A 16,766-nucleotide genomic window follows, 5' to 3' on the forward strand; every position below is an offset into this window, starting at 1 on the left:
GGATAGGCGAATTCGTTTTCAAGCCTAATTTTCCGAGCCAATATCTTTCCTTAACACCCTATATTGGGACAGCAAATGGGAATACAAGGGCAAGAAAGATAAAAATTAACTTAATTGAGTATTTTTTTGATCTTAAAAGCTGCCGGGTGGCCAACAAGAAGCGTATAATGCATGCAATCGAAGTAAAACTCCCTCTGTGCCCCAGGCGCGTGGGATTTTTTTAGTTGTCTCGTTTAGTGAGAAGGTTCAGTGAAATCATCCAACCAAGCTTATCTCTATGCCTTAGCGGCCATCTTACTCTGGTCGACCGTCGCCACCGCCTTCAAGTTGGCCCTGAGCCATTTTACGCCGCTACAGCTGGTGTTTGTCGCCGTCTCGACCTCAATCGTCGCCCTAGGCGTCATACTCGCCGCGACCGGTAAGCTGCACCTCATCAAGCGCCAATTTGCAAGTCGTCCTTGGTTCTACCTGCAGACCGGGCTGCTCAATCCCTTCCTTTATTATCTAGTGCTGTTCAAGGCCTACGCCCTGCTACCTGCCCAGCAGGCGCTGTCGCTCAACTACACCTGGGCCATACTGCTGCCGCTGCTGGCGGTGCCACTATTGAAACAGAAGCTGCGCAAGAGCGATCTCACCGCGGCGCTGGTCGCCTATCTGGGCGTCTTCGTTATCGCCACCAATGGCGAGATCACCAGCGTGCGCTTCGAGAGCGCTACCGGGGTACTGCTGGCGCTCACCAGCACCCTGCTTTGGTCCCTCTACTGGATAGTCAACACTAAAGATGAGGGCGACCCAGTGGTGAGCCTGCTGCTGAGCTTCTTGGTGGGACTGCCGTTTATCTTGGTAACCCTGCTGCTGACCCAATCGTTGCCGAACTGGGATCTCAAGGCCCTTGGCGCCGGCATCTATGTGGGCCTGTTTGAGATGGGGGTCACCTTCGTCCTCTGGCTGGTCGCGCTGAAAAAAGCGGATCGCACCGCCAGCATGAGTACCCTAGTATTTATCACCCCTGTGCTCTCGGTGGGCTTCATTGCCTGGATCCTGCAAGAGACCATCACCCCGTCGACCTTTATCGGTCTGGGACTTATCCTGACCGCGCTGGCGCTGCAGCAGCTATTGCCTCAGCTTAAACGCCTGCGCGCCAAAACAGACCCTGCGCTGACGCCGGAGAACTAAAGTCATCGGCTAACATAAGGTGTAAGAGATAGACACCCTTGCGTAAAAAAACCGACCCTAGGGTCGGTTTTTTTACGCTTATCGCTCATTGATTTTCAGTGGCTAGTTGCGCACGTCTATCTCGCCCACACCCACCGACACATACAGATGGTCATTGCCGGCTGTGCCTTGCTGATGATAGCTCTGGCTCACCAAGTTCTGATTTACCTTGAGGCGCTGACCACCGTCACGAATGCTCACCTCGCCCACGCCTGACTCGAGCGACACATCACCAAAGCTCGCCTGGTGCGTGATCTCCGCGCGGCCTACCCCAAGTTCCACCTCTATGCTGGCACTCAGGCCATCGACAATCACCTCGCCCACACCGGCATCCACCTTGAGCGCGGCGTTACGAGGCAGATAGACACGCCACTTCTGGTTCACATCATCCTGATCCGCCAAGCGCAGCACCAGCTTGTCGCCATCATCGAGGATATCGAACTTGGCCGAGCTCACATCGCTGTTTTGCCAGAAGCCAAACCATTTCGAATCATTGGCCTTTACGACTACCTCGACCCGCACCTTGTCCTGGTCGCCGGCGATCAGCTCCGCCTGACCCACATCCATGTCCAACGCCACCTTCTGGCCGCGATAATCGAACTCATCGTTGAGTGTGATGCTAGAGGCCGCCTGAGCACCCACGCTCATCAAACCTACTAGCAGACTTAAACTTACCAATGCCTTGTTAACCATGTTGTTTTTCATCTTAAGCTCCGTAACCGACTCCCTGTGAGATTGATTAAGACAAAGCAAGCAAGATGCCAAAACTGTAACCTGTTGTAATTGTAAGTATTTGTGGTGGTTTTGTATTTTTGATTTAGGGTTTTCCCCAAACAAGTTGCGAAACTCACCAAGGGATCTGGTCAATTTCATCACTAGCGATCATGAGATAAAGCTACTGAGATAAAGTGACTTGAATAAAATCTAGCGAAGCAGAAAAACGAAAAGGAGCCCTAAGGCTCCTTTAAACTACTGGCTGTTAGCCCGATTAACCGCGGGCGGTGTAGTCGCCGACGCCAATCCACTTATAGGTGGTGAGCGCCTCGAGCCCCATCGGGCCTCTGGCATGCAGCTTCTGGGTCGATACCGCCACCTCGGCCCCCAAGCCAAACTGACCACCGTCGGTGAAACGGGTGCTGGCGTTGACATACACGGCCGCCGCATCCACCTCGTTGATGAAACGAGCCGTGGCATGAATGTTATCGCTCAATATCCCCTCAGAGTGACCACTGGAGAAGCGGCGAATATGGGCGATCGCCATATCCATATCATCCACTACCCTAACGCCCAGGTTCAGCGACAGCCACTCTGTGCCAAAGGTCTCATCGCTCGCCTTGTGAGTGACAGTGCCGGCATCCTTGCCTATGGCCTCGGCCTGGTCACAGGCATAGAAACTCACGCCGAGTGCACATAAGTGGGCATAGAGCTTAGGCAGGAAACTTTGGGCGATAGACTGGTGAACCAGCACAGTATCCAGGGCATTACACACGGTCGGGCGCTGTACCTTGGCATTGGCAATCACCTCAATTGCTTTTAGCTGATTCACCTCGCTATCCACATAGAGATGACAGATACCAATACCGCCCAAGATCACCGGAATAGTCGCCTGCTCGGCGCACAGGCGCTGCAGATTCTGGCCACCACGGGGCACTATCATATCCACATATTTATCGAGCTTGAGTAGGCCAGAGACCAGAGCGCGATCAGGGTCTTGGATCAGCTGCACCGCATCGCTCGGCAGCCCCTGCTCGCTAATGGCTTCCCTGATCGCCTTGCTTAATGCCAGGTTAGAAGCCAGGGTCTCCTTGCCACCGCGCAGGATCACCGCATTGCCGGTCTTGAGCGCCAGCACGGCGATATCCACGGTCACATTGGGGCGTGCCTCATAGATAACCCCGAGCACGCCAAGCGGTACCCGGCGGCGGGACAAGCGCAGCCCGTTATCCAGCAGCTGGCTCTCCAGCTCGCTACCAATGGGATCGGCCAGGGCCACCACGTTTTCGATGTCGGCAATCACGCCAGATAGACGCGACTCGTCCAGCAGCAATCTGTCTATCATGGCGTCATTCAGGCCGTTTTCCCGCGCCTTGGCCACATCCTGCTGATTAGCTGCAACTATCTGCGCGCGCTTATCGGTAAGCTTAGCGGCTATTGCCCTAAGCAGGTCGCGCTTCTGCGAAGCCGTGAGGCTCGCCATGGCGTAGCTGGCCGCCTTGGCCTGCTCGCCTAGTGTGTTTAAGTACTGCTGTTTATCGTCCATCGTTTCTGTTCCACTCATCTTTAATCTGCACAGATTGACTCTGCCGAAAACCTTACAGGACCACCATGTCGTTACGATGCACTATGGCATCGCCGTAGTCGTAGCCCAGCAGCGACTCAATTTCATCCGAATGTTTACCGGCGATCTTCTGCAGATCTTTGGCGCTGTAACGGCTCATGCCCCTGGCATGTTCCCGCCCCTGCTCATCCACCAGCTGCAGGGTGGCGCCGCGGTCGAACACACCGCTCACCGACACTATCCCTTTAGAGAGCAGGCTGCGTCCCTTCAGGGTCACGGCATTAATGGCGCCGCTGTCCAGCACCAGCCGGCCCTTGGTCGCCGGGCCGGCCAAGATCCACTGTTTGCGGCTCTCCAGCGGATTTTCCAGCGCGGTAAAATGGGTGCCGACCGGCAGCTGACATACGGCATCTAAGATCACCTTAGGATGATGACCCGAGGCGATCACCACCTCGACTCCGGCGCGGCGGGCAATATCCGCCGCCTGCAGCTTGGTCGCCATACCACCTGTGCCCAGGCCAGAAACCGCGCCGCCCGCCAGGCTGCGCAGGCTGTCGTCGATATTGACCACCTGCTTGATAAGCTTGGCATCCGGGTTGGCCCTTGGGTCGGCATCGAACAGCCCCTTCTGATCCGTCAAAAGGATCAGCAGATCGGCATCACACAGCAGCGCCGCCCGAGCCGACAGGTTGTCGTTGTCGCCCACCTTGATCTCGTTTGTGGCCACCGCATCGTTCTCGTTGATGATAGGAATGATGCCGTTGGCCAGCAGGGCGTTGAGTGAGTCTCTGGCGTTGAGATAACGCTCCCTGTCGTGCAGGTCGGCGCGGGTCAGCAGCAGCTGGCCCACATGTAGCCCGTAGATGCTAAACAGCTGTGACCAGGCGAGGATCAGTTGACTCTGGCCGACGGCCGCCAGCAGCTGCTTGTTGGCGACCGTATCCGGCAGTGTGGGGTAACCTAAGTGCTCGCGTCCGGCCGCGATGGCGCCCGAGGTGCACAGCACCACTTCGACACCCGACTTCATCAGCTTGGCCATTTGTCTGGCCAGCTCAACCATATGCGCCTTATCCAGCTGGCGCGATCCGGAGGTGAGCACGCTAGTGCCCAACTTTACCACCACACGGCGGTAGCCTATCTCACTTAAGTTCATTGACATTTAGACAGAAAAAAACCGAACCCCAAGTTATACCCAATCCCCAGGGTAAATGGTAGCGGGTAAGATAAAAGATTAGAGCCAGTCTACTTTCCTTCAATAAAAGCCCATAAAAAAGGCCATACATTGTATGACCTTTAATCTAAGTTGGCTGGCACTTAACTTAAGCTAAATTCGGCTCAGGCTAAATTCAACTTAGGCCAAAAGCTAACTCCCGGCTTCGCCTAACCATAGATGAACTTAGCCATAGATGAACTTAGCAAGGAACAGCGCTGCCAGCACCAAGACGCCCAAAGAGAGATCCTTGTAGCGACCACTGAAGAGCTTGATCCCCGCATAGGCAACAAAGCCCATGGCGATGCCGGTCGCGATCGAAAAGGTTAGCGGCATCAAGATACAGACCACGACCACGGGCGCGGCCTCGGTGAGATCTTCCCAATCCACATGCACCAGGCCAGACATCATCAGGATGGCGACATAGAAGAGTGTGCCCGCAGTCGCGTAGGCCGGCACCATGCCCGCCAGCGGCGAGATAAACAGCGACAGCAGGAACATGATCCCCACCACCACGGCGGTGAGTCCGGTGCGGCCACCTGCGCTCACCCCGGCCGTACTCTCGATATAACTCGTAGTCGTCGAGGTGCCCAACATGGCCCCGGCTATGGTGGCGCTGCTGTCGGCGGTCAGGGCGCGACCGAGACGCGGCAGTCTGCCTCTGTCGTCGAGGAAGCCGCCGCGCTGAGCCACAGCCACCAGGGTGCCAGAGGTGTCAAATAGATCCACAAACAGGAAGGCGAACACCACGGAGAGCATGCTGATCTCAAGCACATTGGAGAGATCCATCTTCATGAAGGTGGGCGCAATCGACGGTGGCGTCGAGATCATGCCGCTATATTGCACATCCCCCAGCAGCAGGCCCAGCGCCGTGATCCCCAGGATGCTGATGATCACCGCCGACTGATAGCCTCTGTGTACCAGGGCGATAATGATGAAGAAGCCCAGCACAGACATCACCGCCGGCAAGGCGGTCACATCGCCCATGGTCACCAGAGTCGCGGGGCTGGCCACCACTATGCCGGCACTCTTGAGGCCAATCAGCGCCAGAAACAGGCCGATACCGGCGGCGATCCCCAGACGCAGCGACATAGGGATGCTGTTGACGATCCACTCGCGGATCTTCACCAAAGAGAGGATCAGGAAGCAGATACCCGACAGGAATACAGCCCCCAGCGCCGTCTCCCAGCTGTAGCCCATCTCACCAACCACCGTATAGGTGAAGAAGGCGTTGAGCCCCATGCCCGGTGCCAGGGCGATTGGATAGTTTGCCACTATGCCCATCACCAGACAGCCCACGGCCGCGGCCAGACAGGTGGCGACGAACACGGCGCCATGGTCCATGCCCGCATCGGCCAGCATCATGGGATTGACGAAGATGATATAGGCCATGGTTAAAAAGGTGGTCAATCCGGCCACCACCTCTTGTTTTAACGTTGTTTGGTGCTCGGTTAACTTAAATACTTTTTCTAACATGGAACGAGGTTCCTTGATTTAATTATGGTTTATTTAGGTAGGGTAAAAGTTGAAACCAAGTTAACGACTTGATAACAAGCGACGATTATATACGCAATAATTGCGCAAACGCGAGCCAGTTTAGAGCCATGACTCGAGACGATTGCATAAAGGTGATCTACGCCAGATTTATCGCCGGGGATGCGAGACAGAGATGGCAAATTTCAGGCAAAAAAAAGCCTGCTCAAAGAGCAGGCGAGACATGTTTCAAGTGTTCCGAAAGGAAAGAGTTACCGCGCTAGCGGGTTACACTGGCCTACCGCTCAATGAGCAATAGACAACTTGAGTCTAAAAATCCCCAAATGGGGTAAGGTTGATGGATGATGCAACTACTTTAATCAAGTGAACTAGGTTCAAATGATCTCAGGGGTAGTTAACCCTTAAAAGTCATAGCGTACAGACCACCGCGAAGGGCATCGGTACAAAACCAAGTATTCTGCCAATAAACGTGCTGAATTCCTGTATAAGACATAGTCATTAACTCCTAACAAAGTTGAAAAAATAATCTCTAGTGAAACTTGGCAGGCCTTTCATTTCCGGGGCCATGCCGCAGTCAACTTGTCGCTCGGTTCCTTGGAGAGTTATCCATCCTGGATAGACTTTGAGGTGGAAGACACTGTGTCTAACCAACGAGAGCCATTATATTTAAATGTAGTTTTATTACAAGCTTTTTTTCTATTTTTTTTAAAAAACCCTTCAAACTGTAATTTTACTACATCAAAACCCCTTTGCGAGGCGGGGCAAGATCACGCTTTTTCACCCTATTGTGATCCGGCAACAAAAAGGGGCAAGCCTATGCTTGCCCCGGTCAAATTTTGCGCCCAGCTAGGCTAGGGTCTGCTTAGTTCAGCCACGGATCAGCTGACACAAACTAACAAGTGGCGCCGCGGTAGGCGTGCCATACAAGGGGTCACCCTCGGTCGCACTACCCGCGATATCCACATGGGTGTAGGCCAGCGGCTTGTCGCTCGTCAGGCCATGGGCCTCCAGCCCTGAGGCTTTCAGCAAGAAGGCCGCGGGATACTGATGGCCCCTGGCCGTCACGGAGGAAGGCGCGTTGTTGGACGACAACACGTCCGCCGCGCCAGAAGGATCGACAATCTTCTGATAATCGTCGCGGCGCAGGCGCGATACTTCTATCGGCTCACCCCAGGCCTCGCTGATCGCCTGTAGGCTGTCACCCACCTGCTGCTGACGCGCCACGGCATTTTCGACCACTGCGGTATAGCCGCCGTAGGCGCGCACCACATGGCCGGTCAGGGTCGCTACCGAGAAGAGCTGCGGCGCCACGGCATCCTGCGCCTTGAGTCTGAGGTGCGACAGCAGATCCGCCAGCACCAGGCGCCCCTCGGCGTCTGTGTTACCGATACGCACCCGTACGCCGGCGTGGCTGGTGATGATCTCGTCGGTCACGAAGGCCTCGCTGCCTATGCTGTTACGCACCAGGCCAAGCTCGGCCACCACACGAACGCCTTTAGGTTTCAGTAGGGCCAGGGTCTTCATCAGGCCGGCAACCGCGGCCGCACCGCCCTTGTCGCGGCTCATCCCCGCCATGGCGCCGCCAACCTTAAGGTCGGCCCCGCCCGTGTCATACACCACGCCCTTACCGGCAAAGAAGTAGCTGCGCTCGATCGGCCCCTCGGCCTTATATTCCAGCTTGACCACTCTCGGCTGATGTCTTGATACCGCGAAAGAAGCCCGGCCCACCGCGCTCAGCAGCGGATAGTCACGCTCCAGCACGTCTCTGTCTTCGACCACAGACATGGTCAACCCCAGCCCCTTAAGCGCATCGACACAGTACTGGGCAAAGGCGGGCGCCGACATGCGCTCTGGCTCTGTGCCGCAAAGGTCGCGCGCCAGGTGTTTACCCGCCTCGATGGCGCTAAGCAGCTCAGCGGCCTTATCGTCCACCAGCAGGCCGATCTGTGAGATGTTATCCATCTCACCCAGTGCCTCGCGGCGCTCCAGCGACTGCCATAACGCCTGGGCACAACCCAGCGCCGCAACCCCCATGGACTGCGCATATCTCGCCTGAGTCGATGGCGTGACGATCAGCAGCGGGCGTCTTGCGCCGGCATCGAAGGCTACTTTTATGCCCTGGCGAGCGGCGTCGCTATAACCGCGCACATCCTGAATATCGCTGTCGCCATCGGCCACTGGCGCCACAATCAGGCGCCCCCCGGCCAGCCCGGGAGCAAACAACAGCGTGGTCGAGCGCCCTACCCTGGCATCCACCTGGGCGCCATGGCTGGCGAGCATGGCCAGCTCCTCCTGGGCGATGGCGTCTAGGCCATGGGTTACCAGTACCACGGCATCCCACTGGTTATCGTCAAAAATGGCTTCTGAATCTGTTACATCTATAAATTGAACCCCGGTCATGCCTCATCCTTTTCATCTAGCGGTTTTTCGGTCTTAGCCGAATCAACTGGCACCTATATAAGCCATACAAGCGCCCTGAGCTTTGACAGATCTTTGCCTGCCTATCGTGAATATCAACCTCTCACTAAAGACAATACTAACCCCTGCCATCTCTGGAAGGCCGCTTACCCAAGGTTTGAGGGTTGGGTTAAGGCCATGTCCAGCAAGGTTAAATCGCCGTGAGTGTTGGCATTATTCTCCTATCTGGCGCCAATGCCAAATGAAAATAATGATGTCGCCCCCTAAGGCGGCTTTTGGCGGGTGGCAACTTAGTATGACACTTGAGGGATACCTACCCGCTTTCATGCCCCCGCACCACTAGAGTCTATGATAGACTATCGCCAAATTTGACCTCAAAGACCTTTATTACAGAGGAGTTTGTCCGTGAGCACATTAAGTCAATTGCAACCTCAGGCACTTTGGCAGTGGTTTGAACAGATCTGCGCCATTCCCCACCCTTCCAAGCATGAGCAGGCGCTAAGCCAATACATCCAAAACTGGGCCAAAGACAAACAACTCAGCGTTGTCGAAGACAAGGTCGGTAACCTGATCATCAAGAAGCCGGCAACCCCTGGCATGGAAAATCGCAAAGTCGTGGCCCTACAGGCGCATATCGACATGGTGCCGCAGAAAAACGCCGACAAGGTGCATGACTTCGAGAAAGATCCTATCGAAGCCTATGTAGACGGCGAGTGGGTTAAGGCCAAGGGCACCACCCTGGGCTCAGACAACGGCATCGGCATGGCCTCTGCGCTGGCTATCCTCGGCAGTGACGACATCCCTCACGGCCCGCTGGAAGTGCTGCTGACCATAGATGAAGAAGCTGGCATGACAGGTGCCTTCGGTCTGGAAGCCGGTTACCTTGACGCCGAGATCCTGATCAACACAGACTCAGAGCAGGAAGGCGAGATCTACATGGGCTGCGCCGGCGGCGTCGATGCCCAGATCACTGTGCCTATGGTATGGCAGGCGGCCGAGCCGAGCCTGTCGACCTACACCCTAACACTCTCGGGACTTAAGGGCGGTCACTCAGGGGTGAACATTCACCTGGGTCGTGGCAACGCCAACAAGCTGTTGGCCCGCTTCCTGTTTAACCACGCCGACGAACTGGCACTGGAGCTAACCAACTTCAGCGGCGGCTCGCTGCGTAACGCCATCCCACGTGAGGCCAGCGTCAGCTTCATGCTGCCGAGCGAAAACCTGCCACGCCTGGAAACCCTGATCCAGGAATATACCGATCTGGTCCGTCAGGAACTGGCCATCGCCGACCCTGACATGCTGCTGACCCTCAGCGAGATCCCGGCCGCCACCCAGGTGTTGAGTGAAGCCACCCAGCAGACACTGATCGACCTGCTAAACGCCTGCCCTAACGGCGTGATGCGCATGAGCGATGAGATCCAAGGCGTGACCGAGACCTCGCTCAACGTTGGTGTGATCACCACAGAAGCCGAATCGGTAAGCATCCTCTGCCTCATCCGCTCGCTGATCGACTCGGGCCGCGAAGAGGTCGAAGGCTACCTCACCGCCCTAAGCAACCTGGCCGGTGCCGAAGTGGAATTCAGCGGTGCCTACCCTGGCTGGAAGCCAGACAGCAGCTCTCCTGTGATGGCGATTGTGAAAGACACCTATGAGTCTATCTACAACAAAGAACCCGTCATAATGGTGATCCACGCGGGTCTGGAGTGTGGCCTGTTCAAGAAGCCATACCCAGAGATGGATATGGTCTCCATTGGCCCCACCATCCGCTTCCCACACAGCCCAGATGAGATGGTACTTATCGAGACCGTCGAGCAATACTGGAAGCTACTTCTCGCCGTGCTGGAACGTATTCCAGAGAAAGCGTAATTAGGTAAATGATGAGAAAAGGCGTCTCACGAGACGCCTTTTTTATTGGCAAACAAATCTTGCCTAGCTGAAGAATTCAACGGTATAGCTCTTACCGTAACAAACTCCAGCGTTAACCTTCATTGTTTTGAATTGCCTCGGAAGGCCATAAGCGTGTTTCCACCGAGTTATCAGCCTCTTCGATTTGGCCTTTACTTGTATCATCCGAAAATCAAAAGCTGAATCATATTTGGACATTTCTACGTTAGGACTTTTGCTCTACTATGTGAGTTTAAAATTAATATTTCGATGGCTAACGCCCTATTAACGGGCTAAAAATTGTGGGCTAAACTTTTTGCGAAGCAAAATCAGCTCGCGATTTTTGGTCCCTGTTGAATGCTTGTTAGGTGAATATTTATACCAAACCCGAATCTTGATTAATTACTAAACCACCAACAATTAATAACATAAAGCCAGGTATCGCATGACAAAACAATGCAGGTAATTGCTTTACATGCTGATACTTAGGAATGAAAAAGTAAGGGTCTAGCTTTTGAATTTTTTTATAGATAGGCAGCAAAATTGGTTTAAACCAAGAATTAAAGTAAAAACCAAATACAGCAATTAATTGGACTTCTAAAAGCATTAAAAACAGATCAAGACCTATTACATCAATAAACATTGCAAGTCCAACTAGTTCTGAATTAACGAGTAAAAAGCCAATAAAAACCAAAGTGAATAATTTCCACATCCATTTTTTTAACACTAGACTCTCCTTGTTCAGCTAACGCTTATTAGCGAGAATGCCGCTCATGTAAATCACTTCCTACTAATGTACATCGCGGCAATTTTTTAAATATCTGAAATTTATATCAATAACAGCATTACATAACAAGGAGAAAATAAGCTGCCGAAAATAAAGCGAGACTTGGCTTATTTGAGAGAAAGGGCGAGACCTCCACCACTCCCTATTAAATGGCTGATGCTCAGTTTTTTACTAAACTTAATCAATTAGTTACGAATTTTCAAAAAACAAAGCGAGAACCGCAAGATTACATAGTAGGAAGTGAAAGGGGCGCTTTTTTGCAAAATCCCATTATACCTGTATAGATGCGCAGTCTAGCGAGTAGAGTTTGGCAACCTGCCGAACACTCATCTAGCCCTCCTACTCACATCAAATGAAGCCAAGTCGAAGAGACGTTAGATATCCAGTGTAAACACGTTTTTGGCCCTCGGCGGCATGGACGCCGCCGTGGAGCGTATAGGGATATATTCACAGCGAGCCAAAAAACTTGTTTGCACATAAGCCCACCGCAGGTGATAGATAACCATGAAGCTACAACCTTCAATCGCCTCTCCAGCATCCATGCAGATCTGAAGACGTACAGCGTATCACCAAATGCTATTCAAACAGGCGCCCTAATGACTCCCCTGTTTTTTCCATTTACGAATGACGTTTCCATGTTTATCACGCCAACCTTCAATTTCGGGAGTGGAAAGAAGGTAAGCATGAAAAGTAACGATTCCGAGTGTTTTACGAATACTCTCGGCCCAAACAACACCCGCAATAGCGCCGACACCAGCTGCGCCGTAACAGATATTTAAGGCCGTTTCGAAGTCAAAAAGATAAAATCCAAATACACTCAACATACAAAAAATTGCGGTTGCAGAAAGTACGATTTGAAAGTACAGCCATGCAAAGATTAACCAAGCGGTTAGATCTAGATAGCCTTCCAGTGGTTTCATAACCATTTGCTTCAGAAAATTCATATAACTCCATTTATTTACTTCTAAATCTTACGCTTACCAGCTAACGCCTAAGCAGGCCTTACTCCCTAAACCACCAAAGACTCGGCATCACTCTCACACGCCGAGCGATGCTCATAGGCGGCTTCGGCCGATTGGATAGTCTCGGAAATAAGCGTTTCAAATATCTCCATTTGCCCTGCGGGGATCAACTGACTCTGGATCTGCTTGCGTTTAGCCGAGTCAAACAAACGCTCGGCTAACCAGCCCACTAGATAGAGGAGAGAAAGACAGCCACCAGCGGTTGCTATGTTCCCCTCTATCACCAGGGGTAGATCCTGAACATCACCGCCCATGCCTTGCAGAACCGCCTTAGCATCTGGGTTTGTCGTTAGCTTCTTTCCCTTCAGTAACCCCAGCTCATGAAGCACAAAGGAGCCTGCACATATAGAGCCAATCAACTGCCTGCTCGGGTCGAGTTTTAAGGCAGACATAAAATTCTCATCTTGCAGCGCCGCGGGAATACCGCGATAACCACTGGTGATAAGAACGACATCTTGATCCTTTACCTCAGACACATGACCGTCAGTCTTCACCGTCATCCCTAGCTGTGAATGATGCTCAGGTTTAGTGCCGAGTATCCTGACCGTCCAGCTATCAGAGGTTCTTCCCAGCAAGTCATTCATCAAAAAGAAATCTACATCGGTAAAGTCATCAAGCAACACGATGCCAACTTTATACATAATCCCTGTACCCTTAATCACTTAGCTATGAATCGAATCACGCCTTACTGTGAGTTAGCTATATCTTTGTAGCCGCAAACTAGCCAGAACATCAAAGAGGCGACACCCAGCCGCCTAAAAACCAATTTATTCAATAACGGCAATTGGTTATCAGAGTTATATCTCACAAGCAACGAAGAAAGCACTCAAAAAATCCGAGCCTCCCCCAGTTCAACCCCAGATATCGAAAATTTCAGCCTTACGACTTATTCAATCAAGAGCGCCACACCGGGCAGGTGTTAGATGGCGATGAAGGTACGACCTTCAACTCATTTAATAAATGAGCATCTCGTTAAATGCTAATCAAAAAAACTTTTGGAAAGCCGAACCTTCATTCCGAGGCCAACACACTTTAGGGCAAAACCAAGTTAGCTGTTGCTCTTCTTTCTGAACCAAATACAGCCAAATCGAAGAGACGTTAGATATCCAGTGTAAACACGTTTTTGGCCCTCGACGGCATGGACGCCGTCGTGGAGCGTATAGGGATATATTCACAGCGAGCCAAAAACGTGTTTGCACATAAGCCCACCGCAGGTGATAGATAACCATGAAGCTACAACCTTCAATCGCCTCTCCAGCATCCATGCAGGTCTGAAGACGTACAGCGTGTCACAAAATGTACTTGCACATACGTCGTTCCTTCACATCCCTGTGACCACGACATTGGTACTTCCTGTACGGCACCCGCCGGGCAGGCGTTAGATAAAGATGAAGGTGTGACATTCAACCTTCCAGCCAATAAACAAGGTGGTCAAGGCAATAGCTAGATTTCAATGACCAAAATGGCAGGCGAACATTCGCCAATCTACCCCTGCCCCTGCATCAGCGCAGTAATAAACTCCCTTAACCAGCGGTTGGCGTTATCCTGATCGGCGCTGCGATGCCAGTAGAGATGCCACTCTATCGGCTCCACCTCGAAGGGCAGCTTAAGCACCTTAAGGTCGGTATTTTTCGCCAGGCTCTCGGGTACTGTGGTTGCCAGATTCGTCTCGGCCACCAGCTTGGGCGCGGCCTGGTGATGCTTGGTGCGTACCTGGATATTGCGATGTTTGCCGAGACGGTTAAGCGCGGCATCGACATAACCTACCCCCTGGCGGCGGCTGGAGACATGAACATGGGAGAGGGCCAAATACTGCTCCAGGCTCAGGGTATCGCCAACCTCAGGATGATCCTTCCTCACCAGGCACACATAGGGCACAGTAATCAGTGGATGATGGTAAAGGTCGGGATGGGTCACTATAGGGGCGTCGATGGCCAGGTCCAGCCTGCCGGAAACAAACTCCTTGAGCATCTCCTCCCGCGATACCGGATAGCTGGAGATAGACAACTTGGGCGCATGCACCTGCAAGGCGGCAAGCAGGGATGGCAACATGGTCTCTTCGGTCACATCGAACATCCCCAGCTGAAAATGATGCTCCGCAAGTAGGGGGTCGAAGCTGTCCCCAAGGTGCATGCTGCTGCTCAGCAATTTCAGGGCTTCGCGCACCTGGCCTATCATATTTTCTGCCACGGGCGTGGGCATCATGGCCTTGGGAGTACGGATAAACAGGGGATCGTTGAGACTGGTTCGCAGCCGGCTCAGGGCATTGCTGACCGCGGGTTGGGTGATACAGAGACGCTCGGCTGCCCGGGTTAGGTTGCGCTCGGTGTAGATGGCGTCGAACACCACAAACAGATTTAAATCAACATTTTGTAGACGCATTGGCGCTCCCATCGGCAGCTGGTTATATACATCACATGAATAACAAGGTATCAAAATAATAAAGTACGTAAATATTAGTACAGCCACTATACTTTTTTCAACGCAAAGATCGCCAACGGGCGGTCTAAACCATTATTAAAGATGCGAGGATTGAGCATCAATCCGTCACTAGTTTAGGGAGCCCAAGATGAGAGAAGCCGTAATCGTATCCACCGCCCGCACAGGGATGGCAAAGTCATTTCGCGGATCGTTAAACAACACCAAGTCCCCAACCATGCTGGGCCACTGCATCAAGCACGCCGTCCAGCGCGCCGGGGTTGAGGGCGGCGAGATAGATGATGCCATCATGGGCACAGTGCTCACCGCCGGCACCGCCGGGATGAACATCGCCCGTAACGCCGTGCTGGCCGCCGGCCTGCCTAACACCGTCTCGGCCCAGACCATTGACCGTCAATGCTCATCGGGTTTGATGGCCATCGGCATGGCCGCGAAACAGATCATCGTCGATCATCAGCAGATAGTGGTTGCCGGCGGCCAGGAAAACATCACTGCCGTACAGAATGAATATATGAAGTGGGCCGCCGATAACGCCGACCCCAACGTGATGCAATTCGAGCCCCACGCCTACATGCCAATGCTGAAGACCGCCGAGCACGTGGCCAAGGTCTATGGCGTCAGCCGCGAGGCTCAGGATATCTACGCCTTGATGTCACAGCAACGCACCGCGGCCGCCCAGGAGGCAGGCTACTTCGACGACGAAATCGTCCCCTTCACCACTACTATGGCGATTCAGGACCGCGAGACCAAGGCGCTCTCCTACCAACAGGTGACCCTGGAGCGCGACGAGTGCAACCGCCCATCGACCACCATGGAGAGCCTGCAAAATCTGGCGCCTGTGATCGAAGGTGGCTTTATTACCGCGGGTAACGCCAGCCAGCTCAGCGACGGTGCCTCCGCCTGTGTGGTGATGGAACGTAAACTGGCCGAACAGCGTGGCCTGGCGCCACTTGGCATCTACCGCGGCATTGCGGTAGCCGGCTGCGCGCCGGAAGAGATGGGCATAGGTCCCATCTACGCCATCCCTAAGCTACTGAAACAGCACGGCCTGACCATAGATGATATCGGACTGTGGGAGATCAACGAGGCCTTCGCGGTGCAGGCGCTCTACTGCCGCGATCATCTGGGTATCGATCCCGCCCGCTACAACGTCAATGGCGGCGGCATCTCCATCGGCCACCCCTACGGCATGACAGGCTCGCGTCTGGTGGGCCATGCGCTTATCGAAGGCAAGCGCCGCGGCGTCAAATATGTGGTCGTCGGCATGTGTATCGGCGGCGGCATGGGTGCGGCCGGTCTGTTTGAAGTCGCCTAGCAAGACACGGCACCAGACTGATGGCAGCGCTCTATCTCATCCGGCACGGTCAGGCCTCCTTTGGCAGCGCCAACTATGATCAGCTCTCAGACCTGGGCACCCAGCAGTGCCTCTGGTTGGGTGAGTACCTCAAAGAGCGCAGCGTCCGCTTCGAGCGCATCATCTGCGGCGATATGGCGCGCCATCGCCAGTCGGCCGAGGCGATCTGCCAAGGGCTTGAGCACCGCCTTGAATTTGAATGCCACCCTGGCTTCAATGAGTTTGACTTTATGACGCTACTGAAAGGCTTCGGTGAGGCAAACCCGCAGCACGCCATCAAAGATTGGCGTAATCCCCGCGAGGTGTATTCCTGTCTCAGGCTCGCCATGTTGGCCTGGTCGGAGAACGCCCTGCCCGCCGAGTTGCCGCTGGAAAGCTGGCAGGCCTTTGAGCAGCGGGTGGCCGACGGGCTGGATTTCGCCCGCCGCCAGCCCAAGGGCAACACACTGGTTGCCACCTCGGGCGGCGCCATCAGCATCGCCCTGAGCCAAATCATGGGCTTTGGCGCCCAGACGGTGGTGAACCTGAATTTGCAGAGCAAGAACTCGGGGATCACCCACTGTTATTTCTCTGACAGCGCCACCTATGTTACCGGCATCAATGCCACCCCCCATCTGGATCGTCCAGACCGATGGGATTCGGTCAGCTACAGCTAAAGGAATCTA

At 53.7% G+C, this 16,766-nt stretch carries 13 protein-coding genes; 4 read left to right on the forward strand and 9 right to left on the reverse strand.

The window, feature by feature from the left end; genetic code table 11:
• The first annotated feature begins 249 nt into the window (after window positions 1-249).
• The gene (locus K0H80_RS14535) at window positions 250-1,176 is read left to right on the forward strand and encodes a DMT family transporter (RefSeq protein WP_220072035.1); all 927 of its coding nucleotides are present in this window, start codon (window positions 250-252) and stop codon (window positions 1,174-1,176) included.
• Window positions 1,177-1,278: 102 nt separating this feature from the next.
• Here K0H80_RS14535 and K0H80_RS14540 read toward each other — a convergent pair whose 3' ends face one another.
• The 5 genes from K0H80_RS14540 to K0H80_RS14560 all read right to left on the reverse strand — a co-directional run bounded on the left by K0H80_RS14540 (window position 1,279) and on the right by K0H80_RS14560 (window position 8,597).
• On the reverse strand, window positions 1,279-1,920 hold the full coding sequence (locus tag K0H80_RS14540; protein ID WP_220072036.1) for a hypothetical protein: 642 nt from the start codon (window positions 1,918-1,920) through the stop codon (window positions 1,279-1,281).
• Window positions 1,921-2,203: 283 nt separating this feature from the next.
• Complete coding sequence (locus K0H80_RS14545; protein WP_258406112.1) at window positions 2,204-3,475, reverse strand: glutamate-5-semialdehyde dehydrogenase; 1,272 nt, start codon at window positions 3,473-3,475, stop codon at window positions 2,204-2,206.
• 52 nt (window positions 3,476-3,527) lie between these two features.
• Window positions 3,528-4,646: a glutamate 5-kinase gene (gene proB / locus K0H80_RS14550; RefSeq protein ID WP_041406688.1), complete on the reverse strand. Its 1,119-nt coding sequence runs from the start codon at window positions 4,644-4,646 to the stop codon at window positions 3,528-3,530.
• A 243-nt stretch (window positions 4,647-4,889) separates the two neighbouring features.
• Entirely contained in the window at window positions 4,890-6,179 is a 1,290-nt protein-coding gene (locus K0H80_RS14555; RefSeq protein ID WP_011866646.1) for an NCS2 family permease, read from the reverse strand.
• A gap of 885 nt (window positions 6,180-7,064) precedes the next feature.
• Entirely contained in the window at window positions 7,065-8,597 is a 1,533-nt protein-coding gene (locus K0H80_RS14560; protein ID WP_220072038.1) for a M17 family metallopeptidase, read from the reverse strand.
• Window positions 8,598-9,020: 423 nt separating this feature from the next.
• On the opposite strand from K0H80_RS14560, the gene K0H80_RS14565 reads away from it, so the two are divergent.
• The gene (locus tag K0H80_RS14565) at window positions 9,021-10,481 is read left to right on the forward strand and encodes an aminoacyl-histidine dipeptidase (RefSeq protein ID WP_220072039.1); all 1,461 of its coding nucleotides are present in this window, start codon (window positions 9,021-9,023) and stop codon (window positions 10,479-10,481) included.
• A 394-nt stretch (window positions 10,482-10,875) separates the two neighbouring features.
• On the opposite strand, the gene K0H80_RS14570 is transcribed toward K0H80_RS14565, so the two are convergent.
• The 4 genes from K0H80_RS14570 to K0H80_RS14585 form a co-directional block, all read right to left on the reverse strand.
• Window positions 10,876-11,226 carry a hypothetical protein gene (locus K0H80_RS14570; RefSeq protein ID WP_258406113.1) on the reverse strand — a complete coding sequence of 117 codons (351 nt, stop codon included), beginning with the start codon at window positions 11,224-11,226 and terminating at the stop codon, window positions 10,876-10,878.
• A gap of 653 nt (window positions 11,227-11,879) precedes the next feature.
• Window positions 11,880-12,230: a hypothetical protein gene (locus K0H80_RS14575; RefSeq protein ID WP_220072040.1), complete on the reverse strand. Its 351-nt coding sequence runs from the start codon at window positions 12,228-12,230 to the stop codon at window positions 11,880-11,882.
• Window positions 12,231-12,295: 65 nt separating this feature from the next.
• A complete protein-coding gene (locus K0H80_RS14580; protein ID WP_220072041.1) occupies window positions 12,296-12,949 on the reverse strand; it encodes a DJ-1/PfpI family protein in 654 nt (217 codons plus the stop codon).
• A gap of 844 nt (window positions 12,950-13,793) precedes the next feature.
• Window positions 13,794-14,690 carry a LysR family transcriptional regulator gene (locus K0H80_RS14585; protein ID WP_220072042.1) on the reverse strand — a complete coding sequence of 299 codons (897 nt, stop codon included), beginning with the start codon at window positions 14,688-14,690 and terminating at the stop codon, window positions 13,794-13,796.
• Window positions 14,691-14,877: 187 nt separating this feature from the next.
• Between K0H80_RS14585 and K0H80_RS14590 the strand changes: the two genes are divergently transcribed.
• Complete coding sequence (locus K0H80_RS14590) at window positions 14,878-16,062, forward strand: acetyl-CoA C-acyltransferase (RefSeq protein ID WP_220072043.1); 1,185 nt, start codon at window positions 14,878-14,880, stop codon at window positions 16,060-16,062.
• A 20-nt stretch (window positions 16,063-16,082) separates the two neighbouring features.
• Window positions 16,083-16,757, forward strand: a complete 675-nt coding sequence (locus tag K0H80_RS14595) for a histidine phosphatase family protein (RefSeq protein WP_220072044.1) — start codon at window positions 16,083-16,085, stop codon at window positions 16,755-16,757.
• Window positions 16,758-16,766: the final 9 nt, after the last annotated feature.

It is taken from the genome of Shewanella aegiceratis (assembly GCF_019457495.1).
Lineage (GTDB): Bacteria > Pseudomonadota > Gammaproteobacteria > Enterobacterales > Shewanellaceae > Shewanella > Shewanella loihica.